Consider the following 23,809-nt stretch of genomic DNA (forward strand, 5'->3'; position numbering starts at 1 on the left):
CGTCACCAAGGTTCGCTCGCGGCACCCCTGTCACGGCAGCGGCGTGAGCGCCACGGTTCGAAAGGATCGCGCCACCCCGTATCGCGCCTACTCGCTGCTGGCGAAGGTGCGCCGGTACTCGCTCGGAGTGGTGCCGAGAATGCGCTGGAAGTGGAGCCGCAGATTGGTCCCGGTGCCGAGTCCGGTCTCGGCGGCGATCTGCTCGATGCTCCGCTCCGAGCGCTCCAGCAGCTCACGGGCCACATCGATGCGGGCCCGCATGACCCACTGCATCGGGGTGTATCCGGTGTCCTCGACGAAGCGCCGCGAGAGCGTGCGCGGCGAGACCGCCGCATGCCGGGCGAGCGCGTCGAGCGTGAGCGGCTCGCCCAGGCGGTGCAGCGCCCACTCGCGGGTGGCGGCGAAGCGTTCGCCGAGGGGTTCGGGCACGCTGCGCGGTACGTACTGCGCCTGGCCGCCGCTCCGGTAGGGCGCCGCCACCAGCCGCCGGGCCGCGTGGTTGGACGCGGCCACGCCGAGGTCGCCGCGCAGGATGTGCAGGCACAGGTCGATCCCGGAGGCGGCGCCGGCGGAGGTCAGGACGCTGCCCTCGTCGACGAACAGCACGTTCTCGTCGACGCGGACGAGGGGGTGCTTCGCCGCGAGCGCCCGCGCGTAGTGCCAGTGTGTCGTCGCCCGCCTGCCGTCGAGCAGGCCCGTCGCGGCGAGCGCGAAGGCCCCCGTCGAGATGGCGGCGAGCCGCGCGCCCCGGGCGTGGGCGGCCACGAGTGCGTCGACGACGGTCTGCGGCGGGTCGTCGCGGTCCGGGAAACGGTAGCCGGGGATGAAGACGATGTCGGCCCACTCCAGCGCGTCGAGACCGTCGGCGACGTGGTACGACAGCCCGTCACCACCGGTCACGAGCCCGGGCGCCGCGCCGCACACCCGTACCTCGTACGGCATGCTCGCGCGCGTGGTGAACACCTGCGCGGGGATCCCGACATCGAGCGGTTTCGCGCCCTCCAGTACGAGGACGGCGGTGCGGTGAAGACGGGAGGCTGACACGGGACACAGCGTACGAGGAGCCCGGCCGCGCCGGTGAGCGGGCCGGGGCCCTCGGCGCGGCCGGGTTCCTCGTACGTACTCAGCCCGCGAACCGGGCCATCCACGCCTCGACGTCGTCGGCCGAGCGCGGCAGGCCCGCCGACAGGTTCTCGTGGCCGTCCGCGGTCACGAGCAGGTCGTCCTCGATCCGGACGCCGATGCCCCGCCACTCCTCGGGAACGGTGAGGTCGTCGGGCTGGAAGTAAAGGCCGGGCTCGACCGTGAGCACCATGCCCGGCTCCAGGACGCCGCCGACATACTCCTCGTGCCGGGCCTGCGCGCAGTCATGAACGTCCAGACCGAGCATGTGCCCGGTGCCCGCCATGGTGAAGCGGCGCTGGAGGCCGAGCTCGTACGCACGCTCAGCCGGGCCCTCGATGAAGCCCCACTCGACCAGCCGGACCGCGAGGTGGCGCTGGGCCGCCTCGTGGAAGTCGCGGTACGCGGCGCCCGGCTTGACTGCTGCGTTCCCGGCTTCCTGAGCCTCGTACACCGCGTCGTAGACCTTGCGCTGCACGGGAGTGAACGTTCCGCTGATCGGCAGCGTGCGCGTGACGTCGGCGGTGTAGAGGGTGTGCGTCTCCACGCCGGCGTCGAACAGGAGCAGCTCGCCCGGGCGCACGGGGCCGTCGTTGTCCGTCCAGTGCATGATCGTGGCGTGATCGCCCGCGGCGCAGATGGTGCCGTACCCCACGGAGTTGCCCTCCAGGCGCGCGCGGCGCAGGAACGTGCCCTCGATCCACCGCTCGGAGGACGCGACCGCTCCGGAGAGCTCGCCGACCGCGTCGGTGAACCCGCGCACGGTGGAGTCCACCGCCTTGCGGAGCTCGCCGATCTCCCAGTCGTCCTTGACGAGGCGGAGGTCGCTGAGCGCCTCTTCGAGGTCGGCGTCGCGCTCCTCGTCGGTGCTGACGGCGGCCTCCAGGGACGGGTCGACACCGCGCACGATCCGGGTCGGCACACCGGAGGCCGCCGCCAGGTCACCGGCCGCGGTACGGACGTCGCGGCAGGGCAGACCGAGCACGCGTTCCGACTCGGCGAGGGAGCGGCGCCGGCCCATCCAGAGTTCCGCCGTGGGGCCGGTCCAGAACTCGTCGTTGTCCCTGCTGTCCCGGGGCAGCTGGAAGCAGTAGGCGTCGTGGCCGCCGTCCGCGCGGGGTTCCAGGACGAGCGCACCGTCCCGGGCGCGGTCTCCCGTCATGTGTACGTATGCCGAGTGCGGGCGAAAGGGGTAGGTGTCGTCGTTCGACCGGACCTTGAGGTTGCCGGAGGGGATCACGAGGCGTTCGCCGGGGAAGCGGGCGGAGAGCGCGGCGCGGCGGAGGGCCGCGTGCGGGGCCTGCTCGTCGGGCAGCAGGTCGTGCTGCTCGGTGTCGGCCCACCCGGTCCGCATCAGCGCGGACAGTTCCTCGGAGATCCCTGAGTAGAGACCGTTCTTTCGGCCTTTCGCCACGTCATTCTCCTTCTTCGGGACGTCCTCAACGGCGAGAGCCGCAGGAAGTCCTCAGGACCGCGCCCTCGCCGCCGCCGGTCGCCGGCGGCTCACGGACGGTATCCCGCGCCACAGGCCCATGGTGCCCAGTGCCGCCACTGGCACAGATCGGCCATCCGCCCGTCCTGAGCAGCGGATAATGCCTCGTATGACGAACGTGAAACTCGGGGAGGCCCTGCGGCTTCTGGGCATCGACCCGGAGGCGAGCCAGGTCTACCTGGCGCTGCTGGAGCTGGCCCCGGCCCCGTTGAGTGCCATCGGATCCGCGGCCGGTCTGGACCGTACGGAACTCACCGCGGCGTACACGGCGCTGGTCGACGCCGGTCTGGCCAGTGCCGCCGAGGAGGGCGAGGACGTGGTGGCACCGGTTCCGCCCACCGCGGGGCTGGAGATCCTGGCCCGGCACCGGGCGGCCGAGGTCGAGGAGTCTCGTATCGCCGTCGGGGGCGCGTTCGAGTCGTTCCGGCGGCAGCGGCTCGCCGCGTACAACGACCATCTCGTCGAGGTCGTGACCGGCGACGCCGTCGGCACCCGGATCCGTCAGGCCTGGGCGAGTGCCCGGGACCAGATCCGGCAGTTCGATTCTCCCCCGTACTTCCCGCTGCCCGGGGCCACGGACGACGCGCTGGCCACGCTCGCCCGCGGGGTGACGCAGCGTGTCGTGTACTCGCGGGAGTCGCTGGAGCATCCGGGCCATCTGAGGGACGTCATCGAGCCGTGCGTCAAGGCCGGCGAACAGGTCAGGGTCCTGCCCTCGGTGCCGGTCAAACTGGTGATCATCGACGATGCGTACGCGCTCGTGTCGTTGTCGATCAAGGAGGCCGACGTACACAACACGATGCTGGTCGTGCAGCCGTGCGGGCTGCTCTCGGCGCTCGTGGCACTGTTCGAGCAGTCCTGGCAGAACGCCCTGCCGTTCAACGGCCACGCCACCCGGCCGGGCGGACTGCCACCCGGCGACCGCCGCCTCCTGTGGCTCCTCGCGGGCGGCGCGAGCGACGACGTGATCGCCCGCGAGATGGGCATCAGCCGGCGGACGCTGTTTCGCCGTCTGTCGATCCTGATGGCCCGGCTCGGCGCCGCGAACCGCTTTCAGATGGCTTTGCAGGCGCAGCGTTCGGGCTGGCTGTGAGCGGCCGCGGCCGGAGCCCGTTGCGGACCCCGGCCGCGGCCCTTCCCGTTCAGATCAGGCCGGCCTGCGGCTGGGCCGGAGCGTCGAGGAAGCCGCCCGACTGGTGCTGCCACAGTTTCGCGTAGGCGCCGTCCGATGCGAGCAGTTCGTGGTGCGTGCCCTGCTCGATGATCCGGCCGCGGTCCAGGACCACGAGCCGGTCCATGGTGGCGACCGTGCTCAGCCGGTGTGCCACCACGAGCGCCGTCCGCCCGTCCATGAGCCGCCACAGCGCCTCCTGGACGAGGATCTCGCTCTCCGAGTCCAGGGCACTGGTCGCCTCGTCGAGCAGCAGGATCGGCGCGTCGCGCAGGATCGCCCGGGCGAGGGCGACCCGCTGGCGCTGTCCGCCGGACAGCTTCACGCCGCGCTCCCCCACCATGGTGTCGAAGCCCTCGGGCAGCGCGTCGGCGAACTCCGTGACGTGTGCGGCCTTGGCCGCGCGACGGATCTCGGCTTCGGTGGCGTCGGGCCGGGCAAAGGCGATGTTGTCCCTCAGGGTGCGATGGAACATCGCCGGGTCCTGCGGCACGTAGGCGATCATGCTGCGCACGTCGGCCTGGCGCAGTCTGCTGATGTCCTGACCTCCGATCAGGATCCGGCCGCCGTCGATGTCCGTCATCCGCAGCAGCAGTCGGCCGAGCGTGGTCTTGCCGCCGCCGGACCGACCGACCAGGCCGATCTTCGCGCCGCTGTGCACGGAGAGGTCGAGGGACTCGAAGAGTGGCTGCGCTCCCGCGTGGGCGAACGTCACCTGCTCGAAGCGGACGTCGGCGGCGCGGGACAGCAGCGGTTCCGGCGACGCCGGGTCGCGCAGGGCCGGCGGCGTCAGCAGCAGTTCGGTGAACTGGGCCGCCTCCGTCATCGAGCTTTCCAGCCGGCGGTAGATCTGGTTGAACTCGAACATGATCCGGGTCGCGTTGGTGTAGTACATGAAGGCGACGACAACCGCCTCCACGCCGTTCCCGCCCCCGCCGAGAGTGACGGCGAGGAGCAGGCCCAGGGCGTTGGTCAGCACGGACAGCGGCGCGACCAGCGTGTCGATGCGGAGGTTGCCGTAGTCCCAGGAACGCAGCGTGAGCCGCCGCGACTCCGCGACGCGGGAGCGGTGCTCGGCGGCCTCGCGCTTCTCTGCTGCGAACGCCCGGACCGTGTCCATGTTCATCAGGCTGTCGGCCACATGGCCGGACACCCGGGCGATCGCCTCCTCACGCTCTCCGACGAGGGCCTGACGGCGGCGGATGAGGGGGGCCACGCACAGCGCCGTCACCGCGATCATCACCAAGAGGCCGATGACGAGCAGGGGTTCGTAACGCCACAGCACCACCGACCCGAAGATGAGCGGCACGAAGCTGCCCACGACGGAGAACGTCAGCGTGTCGACGAACTCCTCGAAGCGGGAGGCGAAGCTCAGGACCCGCTTGGTGAGCGACCCGGCGAAGTTGTCGTGGAAGAACGAGGCGTCCTTCGCGTACAACTCGTCCATGCCCTGCACATAGAGGTGTTCGATGCCGAGGGCATCGAGGCGGTTCAGGAAGTGCAGACCGACCCGCCAGAACGTCTCCGCGAGGAGAAGCACGCCGGCGAAGCCGAGGACGTAGGGGAGCATCGATCCGACCGAGGTGTCGGCGTCGCCGGCGATGCGGCCGACGAGCTTCGCGACGACGAGCGGCGCGACGTAGTTGATGCCGATGTTGCCCAGTGCCGGCGACAGCATCGCGGGTAGCGTCACCCGTTTGCGGCGGGTCAACTCCCGTCCGTAGTAACGAAGTGCGAGGAGCACGGAGCCCCTGCCCGGCGCTTCGTGCGATTCAGGCGATCCCATATCAACCCTGTGTGGTCGTGCGGCAGCCCGCCACATGCTGTTGCGGAAGGAGGCGCTTGCCTCTCCGGCCGCGCGGAGCTTCGGTCTCGAGTGGAGTGCCCTCGCCGAGGCGGTCCTGCGGCACACGGCGCGCGGCGGTGTGCCGGGGTGAGTACGAGAAGGGGTCGGGCGAGGGGCTCCAGTGTCCCGCCCCGACGCCTGCCGAGTCCAAGCGTTTTTCCGGCCGCCTCCGGGCCCGGATCGACGCGGATCGGTCACCCTCCCGTCTGCGCCGCGGCGCGCCGCCGCCGTTGCTCGGCACGTCCGCCACCGGTGAGGCGAGCAGCAGGGTGCGGGTGCAGCTGTGGTTCGGACTTCGCCTGCACCGAAGTCCGATGGGTCGTCCAGCCATCACGCATGGTCCGGGCGGCGTCCCTGTACGCTGCCCGGGGCCACGTCCGGCCCGTCCCGGCCCCGACGATCGGATCGCTCCCATGCACGTCGAGTTCACCGGCCGCGTCATCGAATGGCGGGGGCCGGCACCGTTCTACTTCGCCGCCGTGCCCGAGGAACAGGCAGCCGACATCCGCGAGGTGGCCGCTCTGGCCACGTACGGCTGGGGCGCGGTTCCCGTCGAGGCCCGCATCGGTGAGACCGCTTTCACCACATCGCTCTTCCCCAGGGACAGCGGCTATCTTCTGCCGCTCAAGAACGCTGTGCGTCAGCCGCAGGGCCTCTCGGCGGGCGATGACGTGACCGTGAGCATGACCGTACGCCTCTGAGGGCGCTCCCACTCCTCACCCCACGGACCCACACCTGCCGTCCTGACGAGATCCCGGTGCGGGCCGTCGGTGCGATGGTGTGTGCCCGGGGGTACGGCGATGCGGACAAGTACCGGGACCCGAGGGCTCGTGTCCGGTACGGGACACGGACCGCGGCCGTAGGAAAAAGCGGTGGCGAGGCAGGCCCTCGGCGACGATCATGGCGCGCATGAGTGACCAACCCGCACGATGGACCCGGGCCACCGTCTACCCCGACATGTGGGCGGACCCGGACGACGACCCCCGCAACAGCAATGGGGAAGGGGCGGGTCCGGACGGCGAACTTGCGACGCTGCAGGACTTTCTGAGGGACTATCGGCTGACACTGCGCATGAAGTGCGAGGGCCTGGACGCGGAGCAGCTGGCCCGTCGCTCGGTTCCTCCCTCGACGATGTCCCTGCTCGGGCTGCTCCGCCACCTGGCCGAGGTGGAGCGGGACTGGCGCAACTGGATCAGCGACGATGAAGCGCTGCCGAAGCTGTACGGCGGGAGCGACGCGGACTTCGACGGAGCTGTTGCGGATCAGGCCGTTGTCGACGCCGCCTACGCCGATCTGGCGCGCGAACAGGGCGAGTTGGACGCCGCACTGGCCGGACACTCCGACCTGGGTAAGCGGCTGGGGCAGGACGGCATCGCGGTGCGGGAGTTGATGGTGCACCGGATCGACGAGTACGCCCGTCACTGCGGGCACGCCGACCTGTTGCGCGAGTGTGTCGACGGACGAGTGGGCCAGTGACCGCGCCCTGTCCGGCCGACCCGGGCCGGACAGGGCGCGGTCCGGTCAGTCCTTACTGGCCCCTTGCCATGTCAGCCCCCAGCCGTACTCGAGATCCGCGGCCTGCTGCTTGAAGATGCCGGGCGGCGGCAACAAGTACTTCGCCTCCCGCCGGACGATCAGTTCCCCGCCGATGTTCTCGATCAGTGCGATCGCGGCCACCTGCGAGGGAACGGTGCACTCGTCCAGGAGCACCTCGATCGGGGGACCGACGGGCGGATACAGCGTGGCGACGCCGTGCAGTCCCGCGAAGCTCGACGCCCCGGCGTAGATGACCACGAACACCAGAAGGCGCTTGATCTCGGTGGCGTGATCAAGGTTGATCATGAGGTTCTCGCCGGTGTCGCTCGTGCCGGTCCGGTCGTCCTGGTCCAGTTGGGCGTAGGGCGGCTGATCGAAAGAGCCGAACTGGTTGTTGAGGGGGTGGATGATCCCCGTCGCCCCGCTCTGCAGCTCCCACAGACAGGAGAGGTCCAGGTCGACGTCCTCCAGCCGGACGGCTTCCGCCCCCTTCCGCATCCAGCCGCGCGGCGGCCGGCGGGCGCTCCAGGAGAGGTTGACCCGCATCCCTCCCGATGTCGCGCCCTGCTTGGTCAGCGACACCGAAGGAGCTGTCTTCGTCAGGGTGATCTTCGAAAGACTCACCGGCTGCACGGAGGCGGGCGGCGCAGCCTGCGGAACCGGCGGAAGCGGGGCGGGCGCGGGAGGCTGCGGGGCGGGCGGCTGCGGGGCAGGCGCGGGAGGCTGCGGCAGGGACACCGGCGTGGGCGGTGCGGGCGCGTCGACGGTGATGCCGAAATCGGTGGCGAGCCCGGCCAGCCCGGAGGCGTATCCCTGACCGACCGCCCGGAACTTCCAGGCGCCGTTGCGCCGGTAGAGCTCTCCAAGCACGAAGGCGGTCTCCGTGGTCGCGTCCGTGGCATCGAACCGCGCCGTCTCGGCGCCGCTCACGGCGTCGAGCACCCGCACGAACAGTCCGGACACCTGGCCGAACGTGCCGTCCGTGGAGGCGGTCACCACCACGGTCCCGATCTCCTGCTCCAGCTCCGACAGGGTCACGTCGATCGTCTCGACCGCACCGCGGCCGTCCTGGCGTCTGCCTTCGTGGCGCACGGCACCGCTGGGATGAACGGGCTGGTTGTAGAACACGAAGTCGTCGTCCGAGCGCACCCGGCCGGCCGCCGTCAGCAGGAGAGCCGACGCATCCACATCAGGGGCTCCCGGGCCTTCGCGCCAGCCGAGTTCCACCCGCACGCGGGTGCTCGCCACTGGCGTGTTGGCGCCCTTTCGCAAGGACATGTGGGGCCCCCTCCGTGACTTTCCCTGACTCCCGCAGCGTACGGATATCCGGCCCGACTCCTTGCCCGAAGATGCGAATTCCCTGCAATTTCACGGAAGTTGTCGTCCGTCGCGGCCCGGACAGCGCTGCACCGCGGGCCTCGCTCAGAACCCGCTCCCGTCCGCGGGGCCGTCGGCCATGCGCCGGCCGACCCGGGCAGCCGTCTCACGGAGCCAGATGTGGGCGGCGTCGTGCGTGTGCACGGGATGCCACCACAGCGCTTCCCGCAGCGGGACTGCTTCGTACGGCGGCTCGATCACCCGTACAGCGGTGAGCGGGGCGAAGAGCCGGGCGAGGCGTGCCTGGACCAGGGCGATGCGCTGCGTGCCCTGCACCAGCAGCGGCAACAGGTGGAAGCTGTCGACGGAGACCTCCACCCGTGGTTCGATCCCCAGCATGCCGAGCTGGCGCACCGCCGGGGCGTCGTAGGTCCGTTGATAGGTGACCCACGGCAGCCGCCCGAGATCGTCCCGGGTGAGCCGGTCGACGATGCTCGGGTGGTCATCGGCGACGAGGAAGACCCAGCGGTCCTCGTAGAGGTCGGTAGCGGGAAAGTCGCTGATGACGCCGTGCGGCATGAGCAGTCCGTCGGTGCCGCTCAGCAGGGCGGCCGTGTCGTCGACCACCCCGGGCGGGTCTGGGTGAAGCGCAGCCGGATGCCCGGAGCCTCTTCGTGCACGACCCTGGCCAGTTCGGTGCCGAACACGGCAACGGCATAGTCGGATGCCACGCTCTTGAACGCGCGCGTCTCGCTGCCCGGATCGAACGTCGCCTGACTGGCGAAGAGTCGTTCCATCACTTCGTATGCGGTCGCGGTGCGGTCCAGCAGAACCTGGCCGAGTGCGGTGAGCTCGTAGTGGGCGCCCACGCGGGCATCCCCACGCGGTCTACGGCCCCGGCCAGGACGTGCCCATGCCGCCCGGCTCGGCCGTCCTGGACTTCGAACTCGAGGTCGGTGCCGTCATCGGCCGCGAGGGCCGCGACCTCACCCATGAGCAGGCCCGCGACCACATCGTGGGCTACACCGTCTTCAACGACTGGTCCGCACGCGATCTGCAGTCGGCGGAGATGAAGGTCGGCCTCGGCCCGTGCAAGGGCAAGGACACCGCCACCACCCTGGGGCCCTACCTGGTCACGGCCGACGAGCTCGAACCGTACCGGGACGCGGAGGGCTTTCTGCGTCTGGCGCTCACCGCCGAGATCAACGGTGAGACGGTCGGCACGGATCTGCTGTCCAACATGAGCTGGACCTTCGAGGAGATGACCGCCTACGCATCCCGCGGCACCCGTGTCGTGCCGGGCGACATCCTCGGGTCGGGAACCTGTGGCAACGGCGGCTGCCTCGCGGAGCTCTGGGGCCTGCGCGGCTGGCAGACGCCACCCCCCTTGCAACCGGGTGACACCGTCGGCCTGACCGTCGAGGGCATCGGCACGCTCACCAGCACCGTCGTCCCCGGCACCGCACCCCATTCCCTGCCGGCGGGCCGGCGCCGCGAACGGCAACGGCCGGGAGTGCCCCGAACCCGCTGAGACCACGACGAGCGGCGGCGGTGACCGGCGTCGCACCGCGGTGGATGCGGCTGCGGCGGCAGGTGCACTCGGCAACGACGAACAGGGGGGAGGTGGCGATCGCACCGCCCTCCCGGACGATCGCCACTGGTCCTCCGCTCAGCATCAGGCATCATCTACGCTGCCCGGATGGCTACTTGCGCGAGGACGAAGCATGGACACCGGTACTGAGCGCCACGGGCCTCGCGTGACAGCCGTGCTGCGGGGGCTGCGTGCGCCCAGCCTGACCCCGTGGACGTACCTGTACGAGCCGCCGGCACCCCCTCGGCCAGGAGCACCCCGCACCGTGTTCCTCGGTGTGTCCACGCTCCTGCTCGACGACGGTGACACCGCGATCCTCACCGACGGCTTCTTCAGCCGTCCCGGCCTCCTGCGCATGCGGTTCGGCCGTCTGCGACCGGACCGGTCCCGCATCAACGCCGGCCTGCACCAGGCCGGGATCGATCGACTCGACGCCGTGTTCGTCGTCCACTCCCACTACGACCATGCCCTGGACTCCCCCGCGGTGGCCGCCGTAACGGGCGCCCGGCTCATCGGCTCCGCCTCCACCCGCAACATCGCCCGCGGGCAGGGCTTTCCCGACGACCGCTTCCAAACGGCCGTCACCGGCCAACCGTTCACGATCGAGCGCTTCACACTCACCGCCCTGCCCGCCCGGCACAGCCCGGGCGACATCGCCCCCGGCCGGATCGACCGGCCGCTGCGTCCGCCGGCCCGCGCCACCGACTACAGGACCGGCGACTGCTACACCCTCCACGTCCGTCACGACGCGGGCCGGCTCCTGATCCATGCCAGTGCGCACAGCCTGCCCGGCGCCCTCGACGGCCACCACGCGGACACCGTGTACCTGGGGATCGGCGCGCTCGGCAGACAGGACGAGGCCTTCCGGGAGGAGTACTGGCACCGGCTGGTCACGGCCACGGGCGCCCGACGCGTCGTCCCCATCCACTGGGACGACTTCTTCCGCCCCCTCGACCGCCCCCTCAGGCCCTTCCGCGCCTTCCTCGACGACTTCCCGGCCACGATGGACTTCCTGACCCGAAGGGCCGAACGAGCGGGAGTCTCCCTGGCCTTGCCCGTGGTGGGCCGACGGGCCGATCCTTGGCCGACCTGACCTGCGTTGCCTTCTGGCCGTCACCGCGGCCGGCGCCGGCTGGCCGGCGCCCTCTCCTACGGCCCCGGCCACGGCGACAGCCACGTGACGGCGCGCGGCCGACGAACCGTCGAGCCGGGCGACAGAAGCGCTCGGTATGACCGTGCCGGCCGACCTCTCGCTCGTCGGGTACAACAGGACCGCGATCGCGGCCCTGACCGCCGTACAGCTGAGCAGCAAGACCGGTATGCAACTCCTGACGAGCGAGCGGCCTCCCACAGCCATCATGACCGGCGCCGACGTTGCCGCACTCGGCATCCACGAACCGCCGCCGGAGTCCCGGCTGTCCCGTATCCGCTGCGTGGCCCACGTGAGGCCACTCGCAACGTCCTGTCAGGGCTGAGCACTCCGTGACGGGCCGGTCTTCGCGTCCGGGTACGTGGTCGGCCGGGGTGCGGTCATGTCGAGCAGGAGCATGGCGTCGTGGTCAGGGGATCCGGGTTCAGCTGTGTAGGCGCCGAGGCGTTGGCCGGGTGTGCCGTCGAGGTGCATGCTCTGGCCGCTGAGAGTCAGCTCGCCGACCTGGGGGTGGTGGAAGGTCTTCTCGATCTTCTTCCTGCCGATGACTTCGTAGCGTTCCCACAGTCTGGCGAAGTCGGGGCTCTTGAGCAGTAGCTCGCCGACCAGGCTGGTGAGGTCGGGGGCGTCGGGATTGGTTCCGGCTTCGGCCCTCAGCCGGGCGACACAGCCCCGGACCTGGGTGTCCCAGTCGGGAAAGAGCTGCCGTGCGGTCGGGTGGAGGAACAGGTAGCGGGCCAGGTTGCGCTGCTTGGCGGGCCAGTCGGCCATCCCGGCGTACAGAGCCAGCCCACCGGGGTTCCAGGCGAGCAGGTCCATGCTGCGGCTGACGATGTAGGCGGGGTTTGGCCGCATTGCCTCCAGCAGAAGCTTCAGGTGCGGGCGAACAGCCCGGCTCGGCGGGGGCGGCGGTTCAGGAGCGTAGCGGGCAGCGCGTACGGCGAGCTCGCGCAGGTGGTGGTGTTCGTCGTCGTCGAGGTGCAGGGCCCGGGCGAGAGCGTCGATGACAGCGGGGCTGGGCCGGGTTTCTTTGCCGCGCTCGATGCGGGTGTAGTAGTCGATGCTGATCCCGGCAACCGTGGCGAGCTCCTCTCGACGCAGTCCCGGAGTGCGGCGCACGCCGGGGCCGGGGGTGAGGCCCACGCTTTCGGGACTGGTCTGATTGCGACGGGCGCGCAGGAATCGCCCCAGTTCGTCGCCACTGGTCTGCTCGGATGCCATGGTTCCAGTCTCACCCAGCAGCCACCGGAGTGGCAGGTCGCCAGGGGGGACCTGTCACACCCCCGCTGGCCGCTCCCCGGCAGAACCCGGCCTGCCTTTACGGCGCGCCAGGGGGCACGGTGGATGGCGTCACCCGCTCACCTCCGTCATGCAGGTGCGTCCTTATCTGTCCGCCTCCCGCCATGACGGTTCGCGGAACGGATCACACCAGTCTGTTCATTCGCCGCCGCGGTCCTCCTCACCAACGCGGCGAGTTCCCTGCTCCGGCCCGCCGCCCGCGTGTGGGCCGGGAGACGCGCCCTGTCACACAGCAGACTGAACAAGAAAGCGACAGAAAGGATAGATAATTATGAAACACATCAAATTGCGCGAATTGGAAGTCTCCCGGATCGGCCTGGGGGCCATGGGGATGTCGCACGGCTACACGGGCTCCGGGACGGATGAGGCGGAGGCGGTCCGCACCGTGCACCGCGCAATGGAGCTCGGTGTCACCCTGATCGACACCGCGGAGATCTACGGCCCGTACACCAACGAGGAACTTCTCGGCCGGGCGCTGAAGGGCCGCCGCGACAAGGTCGTGCTGGCGACGAAGTTCGGCCTCGTCTCACACGCCGGTGAGGGTCCGTGGAACCTTGACAGCAGTCCGGCCAACATCCGCACCGCCGTCGAAGGCTCACTGAAGCGCCTCGGCACCGAGTACATCGACCTCTACTACCAGCACCGGGTCGACCCGAACACTCCCATCGAGGAGACGGCCGGCGCGGTGGGCGAGCTGGTCGCCGAGGGCAAGGTCCGTGCGTTCGGCCTGTCCGAGGCCGGCCCGGACACCATCCGCCGTGCGCACGCCATCCATCCGGTCAGCGCCGTCCAGTCGGAGTACTCCCTGTGGACCCGGGGCCTGGAGGACCGGGTGCTGCCGGTGCTGCGCGAGCTGAACATCGGCCTGGTGCCTTTCTCGCCGCTCGGCCGCGGGTTCCTGACCGGCACGATCCGCTCCGCCGACCAGTTCGACGAATCCGACTTCCGCCGCGACAACCCGCGCTTCACCGGAGAGAACTTCCAGCGCAACCTGCGCCTGGCGGACGAGGTCAAGGCCATCGCGGCGGAGGCCGGCGTCACCCCGGCGCAGGTGGCCCTGGCCTGGCTGCTCGCGCAGGGCGACGACATCGCCCCGATCCCCGGCACCAAGCGCGTGACCCGGGTCGAGGAGAACACCGCCGCCGACGCCGTGAAGCTGACCGACGAGCAACTCGACAAGCTCAGCAGCCTGCCCCCGGCCGCGGGCGACACCCACACCGCGGCCCAGCAACAGATGCTCGAACGCTGACGTGAGCCTCCGTCGGCCGGCGCCGGACCGGAAATGGATTTCCGTTCGCCATGGCCGGTCTCAGAGCGAATCCCGTCCCTTCTTCCGCGATGGCGGAAGACTCCCCATAGGAGCACCACCCCCATGCGCGCAGCAGTGATGTACGGAGCCGGCGACGTACGGATCGAGGACCGACCCGATCCAAAGGTCCAGCAGCCCACCGATGCCGTCGTGCGGACCGTCCTGTCGTGCGTGTGCGGCAGCGACCTGTGGCCCTACAAGGCCATGCCGAAGACGGACACCGGCCGCCCCATGGGCCACGAGTTTCTCGGCGTCGTCGAGGAGACCGGCTCCGGTGTCACCGGCATCAAGAGGGGTGACCTGGTCGTCACCTCGTTCACCTACTGCGACAACACGTGCGACTACTGCGCCAAGGGGCTGCAGTCCTCCTGTCGCCGCGGCGGCCGGTACGGGATCGACGGCGTGGATGGGGGCCAGGGGCAGGCCGTCCGCGTACCGCAGGCCGACGGCACCCTGGTCAAGCTCCCGGTCGGCGAGGACTCGCCGCTGCTGCCCTCCCTGCTGGCGCTGTCCGACGTGATGGGCACCGGACACCACGGCGCCACCACGGCCGGAGTCTCCCGCGGCGACTCCGTCCTGGTGATCGGGGACGGCGCGGTCGGCCTGTGCACGGTGATCGCCGCCAAGCGTCTCGGCGCGGAGCGGATCATCCTCATGGGCCGCCACACCGACCGCACCGACCTGGGCCGCGACTTCGGAGCCACGGACGTGGTCCTCGAACGCGGAGAGGAAGGCGTCGCCCGCGTACGCGACCTGACCGCCGGGGTCGGCGTCGACAGGGTGATCGAGGCCGTCGGCGCCCGACAGGGCCTGGACACGGCCTTCGCCGCCGTCACCGACGGCGGCACCATCAGCCGTCTGGGCATGCCGCAGTACGAAGAGGGCCCCATCGGGACCTCCATGATCATGCGGAACATCACCCTCACCGGCGGCGTCTCCCCGGCCCGCGCCTACATCGAGCACCTGATGCCCGACGTCCTCGCCGGCACGATCCGGCCTGGACGCGTCTTCGACCGGACCGTCTCCCTGGACGAGGTCCCCGGCGCCTACAAGGACATGGCAGAGCGCCACGTCCTCAAAGCCCTCATCACCTTCTGACTCACCACACCCCCCACGACACGTAGGAGAAGCCCGTGCAGACCGTCACCCTGAACAACGGCGTCACGATGCCGATCCTCGGCTTCGGCGTCTTCCAGATCCCGCCGGAGGACACCGAACGGACCGTCAGCGACGCCCTCGCCGCGGGCTACCGGCTGCTCGACACCGCCGCTGCCTACGGAAACGAGGAAGCCGTCGGCCGCGCCATCAAGAAGGGCGGTGTCCCGCGCGAGGAACTTTTCGTCACCACCAAACTGTGGATCCAGGACGCACCCGCCGAGGAGAACGCCAAGCGCGCCTTCGAGACGTCGCTGAGCAAGCTCGGCCTCGACTACCTCGACCTGTACCTGATGCACCAGCCCTTCGGTGACGTGTACGGACAGTGGCGGGCCATGGAGTCGCTCCACCACGACGGCCGTATCAAGGCGATCGGCGTCGCCAACTTCTACCCCGACCGGCTCGTCGACCTCATCAGCAACAACGACGTGACGCCTGCGGTGAACCAGATCGAGACCCACCCCTTCTTCCAGCGCACCGCCGACCAGGAGGTCATGCGCGAGCACGGCGTCCAGATCCAGTCCTGGGGCGGATTCGCCGAGGGCAAGAACGACCTCTTCACGAACCCGGTCCTGAGCGGTATCGGCAAGGCACACGGCAAGTCCGTCGCCCAGGTGGTGCTGCGCTGGCTCGTCCAGCGCGGCATCGTCACCATCCCCAAGTCCGTCCGCGCCGACCGTATGGCGGAGAACTTCGACGTCTTCGACTTCGAACTCACCGACGGCCAGATGGCCTCCATCGCCGAACTGGACACCGGCGCCTCGCTGTTCTTCGACCACCGCGACCCGGCGGTCGCCGGACAGCTCGGCAAGCGGCGACTGACCGACTGACCACCACACCACAACCCGCGAGCCGCGGGTGCCGCCGGCCACCCCACCGGCACCACCCGCGGGCCCAAAACCTGCTAGTCAAGCGCCTGCCCAGGCCGCTGGGCGATCCTTTTCGGACGTTCACGCGGCCACCCCGCCAGGAGCCCACGGTGACGCATCCGCCACCCATATCCTTCTACGCGCCCGTAGAACGAGGGAAGCCGTCACTGATGTATGCGACGCCTGCAAACCCCTCATGACCTTCGTACGCACAAAGGGAGTGGACGCCTCGATGGTGTTCAAACGACTGCTCGGCTCACTCGGCGTCGGCGGCCCGACCGTCGACACCGTCCTCACCCCGGGGGTGGCCGTCCCCGGTGGTTCCCTGTCCGGCCAGGTCCATCTCCTGGGCGGAACAGACGACTTCGACATCGAGCACATCACGCTGGAGTTCGTCGCCAGGGTCGAGGCCGAGCACGAGGACGGTGAGAGCCATGGCGCCGTCGTCTTCGACCGGTTCCTGATCGGCGGTGGTTTCCGGCTGCCGGCGGGCGCGGAGCACAGCGTCCCGTTCACGGTGACGCTGCCCTGGGAGACCCCGGTCACCGAGCTGTACGGGCAAGGGCTCGGCATCGTCCTGGGCGTGCGCACCGAGCTGTCGGTGGCCGGTGCCAAGGACACGGGCGACCTCGACCCGCTCGTCGTCGGCCCGCTCCCGGTGCAGGAGGCGATCCTCGAAGCCTTCGGGCAGCTCGGCTTCGGCTTCCGATCCGCCGACCTGGAATACGGCCGAATCGCCGGCACCGGCCAACAGCTGCCCTTCTACCAGGAGATCGAGCTGGCGCCGTCCCCGCAGTACGCGCACACGGTCAATGAGATCGAGGTGACCTTCCTCGCCACGCCCGGTGACATGGAGGTGATCCTGGAGGCCGACAAGCGCGGCGGTCTGTTCTCCGAAGGACACGACGCCGTCACCCGCTTCACCGTCAGCCAGGACGGCGTCCACCACCAGGACTGGAACGCGCTGGTCGACGGCTGGATGCGGCAGCTCGTCGAGCACCGGGCGGCGTACGGCACGCATGCCGCACACGGGCAGGACTACGGCCACGGGCACGGCTACGGCGACCACGGCGATCACCATCAGCACGACAACGGCCATCGCTCCGGGCCGGGCATGGGCACGGCCGTCGCGGCGGGCGCGGCCGGGGTCGCGGTCGGCGTGGTCGGCGGCATGGTGGCTGCCGAAGTCGTCGACGAGATCGGAGACTTCTTCGAGGGGGACGACGAGGAGGAGGGCGGCGAGGACTGACCGTGTTCGGGATCGCGCTGCGTCGCAGGTCAGGCCGGTGAAATTCGGAGTGACTCCTCCTGGTGGCCGGCGCCTACCCACACCGGGTTGGGCGTGTCTCCAATGACGGCGAGCGAGAGCTGGTTGGAGGCTGAGGCATGACCGACCCGCCTCATTCTCGGCAACGCCACCCTGGCGCTGCTCCAGCACCCTGCCGAGCTGGATCGCCTTCGGAAGGATCCGAACGATGTCCCGGCCGCGTTGGACGAGTTGCTTCGGTTCGATCAGGTCGGGTCGGCCGAAAGCGCCTGGTCGGCAGGGTTCAAGAACTCCCGAGCACCGCGCAGTGTGGTGCGCAACTGCCTCTGGGTCGCCCGGCTGTCGAGGCGGACGTCAAGGGCTCCGGGAACAACGCTGTCGGCCCGCAGCGCCGTGGGCAGGCGGGAGGCGTCGAGACCGTCGCGCTCGGCGATGAGGACGCCGAGGTCGTGGCGGCTCAGGGCGTCGGACCCTGCGAGATGGCGCATGCCTGTTGCGTCGCTCGACGCCAGTTCCAGAAGGGCGGCCGCCAGGTCCGAGACGTGGACCGGGCAGCGGATGTCGTCGGTGAACAGGGCTCCGTCAACGGTGCCGGCGGCGAGCTGGTGCACCAGGCGCTCGTGCACGGAACGGCCGTGGCCGATGATCAGCGAAGTGCGGGCAACGACAGCCTTGGGATGCAGGGCGAGGACCCCGGTCTCAGCCGCGGCCTTGGCTGCGCCATACGGGGTGACGGGGTCCGGGAGACAGGACTCGTCGTAGTGAGCCCGGCCGACACCGGAAAACACGGCGTCGGTGGACGTGTGAACCAGGCGGGCTCCGCGCCTGGCCGCGACCTTCGCGAGCTGGAGCGGGCCTTCTGCCGTAACCGCCCAGTCAGCATGCCGGCTCGATGCGTTGATGATGACGCGCGGGTTCACCTCGGCCATCACCGCGTCCAGACTTCCGGTGTCCCGCAGATCGAGGGGGCACCACGCGCTCGGGGAGGCGGCGCCCGGCTCGGTCGCGTACGTCGCCACTGTCGTATGCCCCGCCACTCTCGCCTGCCGGACCAGCTCGGACCCCAGAAAGCCGGAACCGCCAACGACCAGAATTGTCATGCGCGTAACCGTAGCCCCGTGGACCCCACGACGAAGACGGTCACCCCGGTGTTCGGGCGACCGTCGTCATCGTCCGGCGGACTGGGCGGCTATGTCACCTTGGCCGGCTCGGCGGTCTGCGGTCTGCGGTCTGCGGTCTGCGGTCTGCGGTCTGCGGGGCATACTCCCCTCCGGTTCCGGGGTCAGCGCCCTCGAGATCTCCGCATGACGGGGGATCACCGTGTCGGCCGCGTCCTGCCTTTACGCGCAGCAGTGCATCGAGGACACAGGCGGCAGGCCGCTCGGGCAGCTCGCACGTCAGGCTTCGATCGCGGGCCGGCTCCTCACATGGGACAACGCAGTTGTTACTAGAGCTGGCTCCGCCGCCATGAGCGGGCGGCCTGTTGTCCCCCTCCGTCCGGACTGACGGTGCCAAAAGTTGCGGGGTGGTCCGTCCTCAGAAGGCGTACCTGACGCGCAGCCACGGTGCATGCGTGGCCAGCAGCTGCTGGAGCCGTGTCAATGACTGCCGCTTGATCTCCAGGGAGTAACGGACATTGAGTGCTCCGTTCTGCGAGCGCTTGGCCTCCTGGGCGGCCGGCTGCCACAGCACCTCCTCGGCGCGAGGATGCCAGCCCAGGTTGACCTCGTGGAGTGTCTCGTTGTGGGTCAGCATGATGATCTCGGCCGCCGCCTGCCGCTTCACGCGGGCGGGCAGGACGTCGTCGAGGTGAGTGAGCAGGCCGGCCCAGTCGCGCTGCCATGCCGGTCGCAGGACGACGGGCGAGAGGTTGAAGTGGACCTCGTAGCCTGCATCGAGGAAGTCCGCAGCCGCAGCGATGCGCTCGGCAACCGGGCTGGTGCGGATGTCCAGCAACCGGGCATCTTCGGGCGGCATGAGGGAGAAGCGCATCCTGGTGCGCCCCTGGGGATCGAGTGCCAGCAGGTCAGGATTGACGAACTTCGTCGCGAAGGAACCTTTCGCCGTCGGCAGGCCGCGAAACAAGGCAATGAGATCGGCCGTGTTGTCACTGACCAACGCGTCGACGGAGCAGTCGCCGTTCTCGCCGATGTCGTAGACCCACGCCTCGGGGTCGCACTGGTTGGGTTCCGTCTTCGGGCCCAAGGCACGTACGTGTCGGCGGACGTGGGCCACGATCGCCTCGATGTTGGTGAACAGCGTGATGGGGTTGGCGTAGCCCTTGCGCCGGGGGACGTAGCAGTAGGCGCACGCCATCGCGCACCCGTTGGAGGCGCCGGGGGCGATCCAGTCGGCCGACCTGCCGTTGGGGCGGGTCCGGAGCGTCTGCTTCACCCCGAGGACGAGCGTTTCTGTTTTGATGCGGACCCATCGGGAGATGTTGCCGTCGTTGCCGTGCAGGGAGGGGATACGCCAGTGACTCGCGACCTCGGTCACGCGCGCTCCTGGCACCCGGGACATGATCTGCCGGCCGCGCGGGGAGTGCAGCGCCGCGGGCTCGGCGTAGACCTCCCGCACGTCGAGCATCCTGCGTGCCTCCGGGGTGTCCCGGAACACCGGGGACGTGCCCGGATCCGGGTCCGGCTCCGGAGTCGGCCATCCGAACAGCGCCTGCTGCTCGGGCTCACCCGGGGCGGGGTCTGTCGGCGGCTGATCCACGTGATCCTTCCTTCCTGTGCCCTGCGGACCTGAGGCTGGTGCTCGTACGCGGGCGAGGGCAGGGCCGCGTTGTGCGCGTCGTACCGAGGGTGTCATTCGCGGCGGCCGCGTTCCTGCTCCAGCCAGGCGTCGAGATCACGGATCCTCCAGCCCTCGCACCGCCCGGGTCGTCCGCGCGTTGCGTTCGAACCGGTCACGGTGGCGATGCGGGGGTTCCAGTACCCGGCAGGAAAGGGGCGGGCGTCCTCTCCGACCCGTACGAACGGTTTGTACCGGCAGGGGCCGCAGAGGTCGCTCCGGAGCGGCGGCAGGCCCCCTACACCTCATTAAGGGATAATCCTCTCACTTCTACAGGTGCTACGACCGTGACTTCGACTCTCGTCAGTCGGGTACTGAGAGCACATGGACCAGCAGAAGGCGACGATGGAGCCCCTGGACGACCGCAGCGGCAACCCCTGGGGCGGCCGGGTCCCGCGCCGGCGGCATGGACGTTGGCCCGCCCGCGTGGACACGCCGAGATGGCGTCGACCGGATCCGCAGGCTCAGGAGCCCCGGACGCCACCCAGCTCCATGCAGCACCAACGGAAAGAGTGAAGAAGCGTGAACCAGGAGCGTGAGGCGGGCGGGCGTCGGATGCTCGCCGATCTGCTGGCTGCCAGCCATCTCATGCCCATCGACCGGCTCCCGGACATGGCAGCGGAGCACGCGCGGGCCTCCGGGTTCACCCAGATCTTGATCTACCTCGGTGACCTGCAACGGCGGGTGCTGCGTTTGCTTCCCGGGGAGGAAGCCGGTGACGCGCGCGAGACGCAATGGGAGATCGATGGCAGCGTCCCCGGGCGGGCCTACCAATACGGCCGCATCCTGTCCGCCGGCAGCCGACCGGAAAGCCCGTGTTCATCCTGGTGGGTGCCACTCCTCGACGGCACCGAGCGACTCGGGGTGCTGTTCGTGGAAGCGGAACAGGACGATGCCCGTACGCACGAGGACATGGACCGGCTCGCCGCTCTGCTGGCCCTCATCATCGTCAGCAAGCGCACCTCCAGCGACACTCTGGCGAAACTGGCCCGTACCGAACCCCTGAGCATCTCTGCGGAGATGCAGTGGAACCTGATGCCGCCCAGCGCCTACGCCGACGGGCGGGTGGTGATCGCCGCCTCGATGGAACCGGCCTACCGGATCAGCGGCGACGCGTACGAGTACGCGATCGACGGCCCGCTGGTGCACCTCTCCATCTTCGACGCCATGGGACACGACACCGCTGCCGGCCTCTGCGCGGCGCTCGCCCTGGGCGCTTGCCGCAGCGTCCGCCGGGCCGGGGGCGATCTGGCCGCCGCGAGCGAGGCCGTGGAACAAGCGCTGATCGAGCAGTACGACCACCAGCGCTACGCCACCGGCATCCTCGCTACCCTCGACGCCCGTACGGGCCTGCTGAGCTGGGTCAACCGTGGCCACCACCGGCCCGTCATCATCCGCGGCAACCGCTGGACCACCAACCTCGAATGCCCACCTGCCCACCCCATGGGCACCGGTCTGGGCCTGGAGAGCGTCACCTGTCATGAGCAACTGGAACCCGGCGACCGCATCGTGCTCTACACCGACGGCATCACCGAAGCGCGCAGCCGGGATGGCGACGAGTTCGGTCTGGAACAGTTCACCGACTTCATCATCCGCCATCACGCCGACGGCCTGCCCGTTCCAGAAACCCTGCGGCGGCTGATCCGCGCCGTCCTCGCCCACCACGACGGCAACCTTCAGGACGACGCCACCGTACTGTTGTGCGAATGGCTTGGCCCCGACGCGGATTCCACTGAACATGCAACTGCCCTGGCCGGTCTGCCCCCGGGCAGCGCCCCGATGCATCACCCCGAGCACAGGAGCACCAGCCCGCAGGTGCGGACGAGCAGCAGGTCGGCGTCGCGGAGTAACCCCACGGCCGGCGCGCCGTAGCCGTGGAGAGCGCTTGGCGCTTCCAGCGTGAACCGGTTGGCCGCGGCGGCGATTCCGCGCTGCCCGTTCGCGGACCTGAATCTGTCGGGCGTCACCTTCCGCGACTCGTCCGGCCTCAACGCCCTCCTCCGCCTGCGACGCCGCACTCAGGAGGCCGACACCCGATTCGCACCATCTACCCCCTGGCCTGCTGTTTCGGAGCCCGGTCAGTCGGCTCCCACATCGTGCACCGACACACGGATGGTGTTGGCGGTGCTGTCAGCGGCATCGGGGAGAAACATCCCCGCATCCACACCCGTGCGCAGATAATCCACCACGGCCTGGTCGAGCAACTCGCCGGGCAGGGCAGCAGGAATTCCTGGAGGGTAGGGCGTGAGCATTTCGGCGCAGATCCTGCCGACTGCCTGAGCGGCTGGAACCTGCTCCACATCGCCGAAGAAGGCATCGCGCGGAAGTGCCGTCTGCCGAGGACGCAGCTCGGTGGGGTCCGGGATGCGCATCGCCGGGGCCGGCGGCAGCTCGTCGGCGTGGGCGACCAGGTCGCGCAGGCCGTCGAGGAGCCGCGCGGTCGTCGTCTCGTCGTCGGCGTGGGTGAGCTGGGCGTTGATGCGACGGTGGTCGGAGGTGTGCAGGTTGATTCGATGGTGCCGACGCATCCAGTCGGCGGCGTCGTAGCCGCTGAACTTGAGCCCGCTCAGATCGATGAAGACCTGGAGGGGGTCCATGTCGAACGCGCGCCCGGGCGCACAGAAGTCGTCACGGTCGTTGACGTGCAGCCCTTCGATGTCCTCGATGGCCGCTCGTACACGGCGAGCCCTGGAAAGGGTGTCGTCCAGAAGTTCACGCCCTTGTTCCACCATCTGGCGTCGCCATCCGTCGAGGGCGGCATAGATGAGGACCGAGGGGCTCGTGGTGTCCAGCAGGTCGGCACGAGAAGCAAGGGTCTGTGCGGTGACCAGGTCGCCCTGCAGATGAAAGACCGAGCCCTGTTCGAGCCCGGAGCCCATTTTATGGACGGACGTGACGCATACGTCCGCACCGGCATCCATCGCCCAGGCGGGCAACTCGGGATGGAACGGCAGGTGGGCTCCCCACGCCTCGTCCACGATCAGCGCCACACCACGCTCGTGGCACAGCGTCGCAATGGCTCCGATGTCGGCGCAGGTGCCGTACGGAGTGGGGCTCGTGACCAGAGCCCCCCGCGCGTCCGGGTGTGCGTCGAACGCCGACCGGAAGGCTTCGGGAGCAGGTGGGTGCGCAAGGTGGAGATCGGGGTCCCACTGGGGGTCGACCCGCACCGGGCGGATACCCGCGAGAATCAAGCCGGAGATGACCGACTTGTGCGCGTCGCGTCCGACCAGCAGCTTCTGGTGCGGCCCGGCGACGGAGAGCATGGCTGCCTTCACCGACAACGAGCTCCCGCAGGTGGAGAAGAACGTGTGCTCGGCGCCCACGGCGTCGGCCATCAGGCACTGTGCCCGCTTCAGGACCCCCTGGGACGTGGTCCGGTCGTCCAGGCCGGACACCGCAAGCATGTCCGCGCCGAACAGAGCGTCCCCCAGCACAGCCCGGACCCTCGGGTCGGCTCCGCGGCCCTGCTTGTGACCAGGCGGCGTGAACGGTAGTTGCTCCTGCGCCTGGTAGGCAGTCAGAGCTTCGAGTACAGGAGCGGACGAGTGATCCATGGCGTGCGGCTTCCTGTCCGGGAGAGGTGAATCGTCTCAGGTGGCCTGTCGGACAGCAGGTAAGCGGTGCCGAGCACGCCGTCCGGTGAGCAGATGTCTCGTGAGCAGACCTTTCACGGTTCTATGACCGTGGACGCCGCGTCGCCGACCACCACGCCTGCCGACGCCGCGGGACGGCCGACCGCCTCCAGAGCGTTGCCCCCCTTCGGCGGACACCGGGTTCACTCTCTCGCTCACTGGGCTCCGATCGACAGACGGGCAACCCCGCAGGCAGAGCAATCAGCACTCGGGCAGGGGTAGACATCGACTGCGCACGAGTACCCCTCGATACG

General features: G+C 69.7%; 18 protein-coding genes and 3 pseudogenes. 12 read left to right on the plus strand and 9 right to left on the minus strand.

What is annotated here, in order from left to right; all coding sequences use genetic code 11:
* Positions 1 to 87 precede the first annotated feature (87 nt).
* Complete coding sequence (locus ACIOEW_RS25850; RefSeq protein ID WP_401966283.1) at positions 88 to 1,044, minus strand: GlxA family transcriptional regulator; 957 nt, start codon at positions 1,042 to 1,044, stop codon at positions 88 to 90.
* Between the two features lie 79 nt (positions 1,045 to 1,123).
* Entirely contained in the window at positions 1,124 to 2,536 is a 1,413-nt protein-coding gene (locus ACIOEW_RS25855; protein ID WP_401966284.1) for an aminopeptidase P family protein, read from the minus strand.
* Between the two features lie 187 nt (positions 2,537 to 2,723).
* Here ACIOEW_RS25855 and ACIOEW_RS25860 point away from each other — a divergent pair, with 187 nt between their 5' ends.
* Positions 2,724 to 3,707 (plus strand): LuxR family transcriptional regulator, encoded by a 984-nt coding sequence (locus ACIOEW_RS25860; protein WP_401966285.1) that lies wholly within the window; start codon positions 2,724 to 2,726, stop codon positions 3,705 to 3,707.
* A 49-nt stretch (positions 3,708 to 3,756) separates the two neighbouring features.
* Here the strand turns inward: ACIOEW_RS25860 and ACIOEW_RS25865 are convergent, their stop codons facing one another.
* Complete coding sequence (locus ACIOEW_RS25865) at positions 3,757 to 5,571, minus strand: ABC transporter ATP-binding protein (protein WP_362544409.1); 1,815 nt, start codon at positions 5,569 to 5,571, stop codon at positions 3,757 to 3,759.
* A gap of 473 nt (positions 5,572 to 6,044) precedes the next feature.
* Between ACIOEW_RS25865 and ACIOEW_RS25870 the strand changes: the two genes are divergently transcribed.
* Together ACIOEW_RS25870 and ACIOEW_RS25875 are read left to right on the plus strand one after the other, a co-directional pair.
* Positions 6,045 to 6,332 carry a DUF1905 domain-containing protein gene (locus tag ACIOEW_RS25870; protein WP_362544406.1) on the plus strand — a complete coding sequence of 96 codons (288 nt, stop codon included), beginning with the start codon at positions 6,045 to 6,047 and terminating at the stop codon, positions 6,330 to 6,332.
* A 199-nt stretch (positions 6,333 to 6,531) separates the two neighbouring features.
* Positions 6,532 to 7,107: a DinB family protein gene (locus ACIOEW_RS25875; protein ID WP_362544403.1), complete on the plus strand. Its 576-nt coding sequence runs from the start codon at positions 6,532 to 6,534 to the stop codon at positions 7,105 to 7,107.
* A gap of 45 nt (positions 7,108 to 7,152) precedes the next feature.
* On the opposite strand, the gene ACIOEW_RS25880 is transcribed toward ACIOEW_RS25875, so the two are convergent.
* Both ACIOEW_RS25880 and ACIOEW_RS25885 read right to left on the minus strand, forming a co-directional pair.
* Positions 7,153 to 8,445, minus strand: a complete 1,293-nt coding sequence (locus ACIOEW_RS25880; RefSeq protein ID WP_401966286.1) for a TerD family protein — start codon at positions 8,443 to 8,445, stop codon at positions 7,153 to 7,155.
* Between the two features lie 144 nt (positions 8,446 to 8,589).
* A pseudogene (locus tag ACIOEW_RS25885) lies at positions 8,590 to 9,359 on the minus strand (LysR substrate-binding domain-containing protein); the annotation flags it as partial.
* On the opposite strand from ACIOEW_RS25885, the pseudogene ACIOEW_RS25890 reads away from it, so the two are divergent.
* The 3 genes and pseudogenes from ACIOEW_RS25890 to ACIOEW_RS25900 form a co-directional block, all read left to right on the plus strand.
* Positions 9,359 to 10,015, plus strand: a pseudogene (locus ACIOEW_RS25890) (fumarylacetoacetate hydrolase family protein); the annotation flags it as partial. The pseudogenes ACIOEW_RS25885 and ACIOEW_RS25890 sit on opposite strands and share 1 nt — an antisense overlap.
* A 193-nt stretch (positions 10,016 to 10,208) precedes the next feature.
* On the plus strand, positions 10,209 to 11,168 hold the full coding sequence (locus ACIOEW_RS25895; RefSeq protein ID WP_401966289.1) for an MBL fold metallo-hydrolase: 960 nt from the start codon (positions 10,209 to 10,211) through the stop codon (positions 11,166 to 11,168).
* A 136-nt stretch (positions 11,169 to 11,304) separates the two neighbouring features.
* On the plus strand, positions 11,305 to 11,550 hold the full coding sequence (locus ACIOEW_RS25900) for a hypothetical protein (RefSeq protein WP_401966290.1): 246 nt from the start codon (positions 11,305 to 11,307) through the stop codon (positions 11,548 to 11,550).
* Here ACIOEW_RS25900 and ACIOEW_RS25905 read toward each other — a convergent pair.
* Positions 11,541 to 12,446: a helix-turn-helix transcriptional regulator gene (locus ACIOEW_RS25905; RefSeq protein WP_401966293.1), complete on the minus strand. Its 906-nt coding sequence runs from the start codon at positions 12,444 to 12,446 to the stop codon at positions 11,541 to 11,543. The two genes, ACIOEW_RS25900 and ACIOEW_RS25905, sit on opposite strands and share 10 nt — an antisense overlap.
* A gap of 349 nt (positions 12,447 to 12,795) precedes the next feature.
* Between ACIOEW_RS25905 and ACIOEW_RS25910 the strand changes: the two genes are divergently transcribed.
* From ACIOEW_RS25910 to ACIOEW_RS25930, 5 genes and pseudogenes are all read left to right on the plus strand, one after another.
* Positions 12,796 to 13,773 carry an aldo/keto reductase gene (locus ACIOEW_RS25910; protein WP_401966295.1) on the plus strand — a complete coding sequence of 326 codons (978 nt, stop codon included), beginning with the start codon at positions 12,796 to 12,798 and terminating at the stop codon, positions 13,771 to 13,773.
* A gap of 123 nt (positions 13,774 to 13,896) precedes the next feature.
* Positions 13,897 to 14,931, plus strand: a complete 1,035-nt coding sequence (locus tag ACIOEW_RS25915; protein WP_401966297.1) for a zinc-binding dehydrogenase — start codon at positions 13,897 to 13,899, stop codon at positions 14,929 to 14,931.
* Positions 14,932 to 14,966: 35 nt separating this feature from the next.
* Positions 14,967 to 15,818 (plus strand): aldo/keto reductase, encoded by an 852-nt coding sequence (locus tag ACIOEW_RS25920; RefSeq protein WP_401966300.1) that lies wholly within the window; start codon positions 14,967 to 14,969, stop codon positions 15,816 to 15,818.
* 271 nt (positions 15,819 to 16,089) lie between these two features.
* On the plus strand, positions 16,090 to 17,106 hold the full coding sequence (locus ACIOEW_RS25925) for a sporulation protein (protein WP_401966625.1): 1,017 nt from the start codon (positions 16,090 to 16,092) through the stop codon (positions 17,104 to 17,106).
* A gap of 144 nt (positions 17,107 to 17,250) precedes the next feature.
* A pseudogene (locus ACIOEW_RS25930) lies at positions 17,251 to 17,370 on the plus strand (cytochrome P450); the annotation flags it as partial.
* Here the strand turns inward: ACIOEW_RS25930 and ACIOEW_RS25935 are convergent.
* Both ACIOEW_RS25935 and ACIOEW_RS25940 read right to left on the minus strand, forming a co-directional pair.
* Positions 17,370 to 18,224: an SDR family oxidoreductase gene (locus ACIOEW_RS25935; protein ID WP_401966302.1), complete on the minus strand. Its 855-nt coding sequence runs from the start codon at positions 18,222 to 18,224 to the stop codon at positions 17,370 to 17,372. The pseudogene ACIOEW_RS25930 and the gene ACIOEW_RS25935 overlap by 1 nt on opposite strands.
* A 436-nt stretch (positions 18,225 to 18,660) precedes the next feature.
* Entirely contained in the window at positions 18,661 to 19,842 is a 1,182-nt protein-coding gene (locus ACIOEW_RS25940; protein ID WP_401966304.1) for a spore photoproduct lyase family protein, read from the minus strand.
* A 633-nt stretch (positions 19,843 to 20,475) separates the two neighbouring features.
* Between ACIOEW_RS25940 and ACIOEW_RS25945 the strand changes: the two genes are divergently transcribed.
* On the plus strand, positions 20,476 to 21,792 hold the full coding sequence (locus ACIOEW_RS25945) for a PP2C family protein-serine/threonine phosphatase (RefSeq protein WP_401966628.1): 1,317 nt from the start codon (positions 20,476 to 20,478) through the stop codon (positions 21,790 to 21,792).
* Between the two features lie 206 nt (positions 21,793 to 21,998).
* Here ACIOEW_RS25945 and ACIOEW_RS25950 read toward each other — a convergent pair whose 3' ends face one another.
* Positions 21,999 to 23,477 carry an aminotransferase class I/II-fold pyridoxal phosphate-dependent enzyme gene (locus ACIOEW_RS25950; protein WP_401966305.1) on the minus strand — a complete coding sequence of 493 codons (1,479 nt, stop codon included), beginning with the start codon at positions 23,475 to 23,477 and terminating at the stop codon, positions 21,999 to 22,001.
* Between the last annotated feature and the right edge of the window lie 332 nt (positions 23,478 to 23,809).

This window comes from Streptomyces sp. NPDC087901 (genome assembly GCF_044742205.1).
In the GTDB taxonomy this organism is placed as follows: Bacteria; Actinomycetota; Actinomycetes; order Streptomycetales; family Streptomycetaceae; genus Streptomyces.

Excerpts from the sequence above, each read along its gene's own strand:
- ACIOEW_RS25860 (WP_401966285.1), top strand. The coding sequence starts at position 2,724 with ATGACGAACGTGAAACTCGGGGAGGCCCTGCGGCTTCTGGGCATCGAC.
- ACIOEW_RS25865 (WP_362544409.1), bottom strand. The coding sequence starts at position 5,571 with ATGGGATCGCCTGAATCGCACGAAGCGCCGGGCAGGGGCTCCGTGCTC.
- ACIOEW_RS25870 (WP_362544406.1), top strand. The coding sequence starts at position 6,045 with ATGCACGTCGAGTTCACCGGCCGCGTCATCGAATGGCGGGGGCCGGCA.
- ACIOEW_RS25875 (WP_362544403.1), top strand. The coding sequence starts at position 6,532 with ATGGCGCGCATGAGTGACCAACCCGCACGATGGACCCGGGCCACCGTC.
- ACIOEW_RS25880 (WP_401966286.1), bottom strand. The coding sequence starts at position 8,445 with ATGTCCTTGCGAAAGGGCGCCAACACGCCAGTGGCGAGCACCCGCGTG.
- ACIOEW_RS25895 (WP_401966289.1), top strand. The coding sequence starts at position 10,209 with ATGGACACCGGTACTGAGCGCCACGGGCCTCGCGTGACAGCCGTGCTG.
- ACIOEW_RS25900 (WP_401966290.1), top strand. The coding sequence starts at position 11,305 with ATGACCGTGCCGGCCGACCTCTCGCTCGTCGGGTACAACAGGACCGCG.
- ACIOEW_RS25905 (WP_401966293.1), bottom strand. The coding sequence starts at position 12,446 with ATGGCATCCGAGCAGACCAGTGGCGACGAACTGGGGCGATTCCTGCGC.
- ACIOEW_RS25910 (WP_401966295.1), top strand. The coding sequence starts at position 12,796 with ATGAAACACATCAAATTGCGCGAATTGGAAGTCTCCCGGATCGGCCTG.
- ACIOEW_RS25915 (WP_401966297.1), top strand. The coding sequence starts at position 13,897 with ATGCGCGCAGCAGTGATGTACGGAGCCGGCGACGTACGGATCGAGGAC.
- ACIOEW_RS25925 (WP_401966625.1), top strand. The coding sequence starts at position 16,090 with ATGGTGTTCAAACGACTGCTCGGCTCACTCGGCGTCGGCGGCCCGACC.
- ACIOEW_RS25935 (WP_401966302.1), bottom strand. The coding sequence starts at position 18,224 with ATGACAATTCTGGTCGTTGGCGGTTCCGGCTTTCTGGGGTCCGAGCTG.
- ACIOEW_RS25945 (WP_401966628.1), top strand. The coding sequence starts at position 20,476 with ATGCTCGCCGATCTGCTGGCTGCCAGCCATCTCATGCCCATCGACCGG.
- ACIOEW_RS25950 (WP_401966305.1), bottom strand. The coding sequence starts at position 23,477 with ATGGATCACTCGTCCGCTCCTGTACTCGAAGCTCTGACTGCCTACCAG.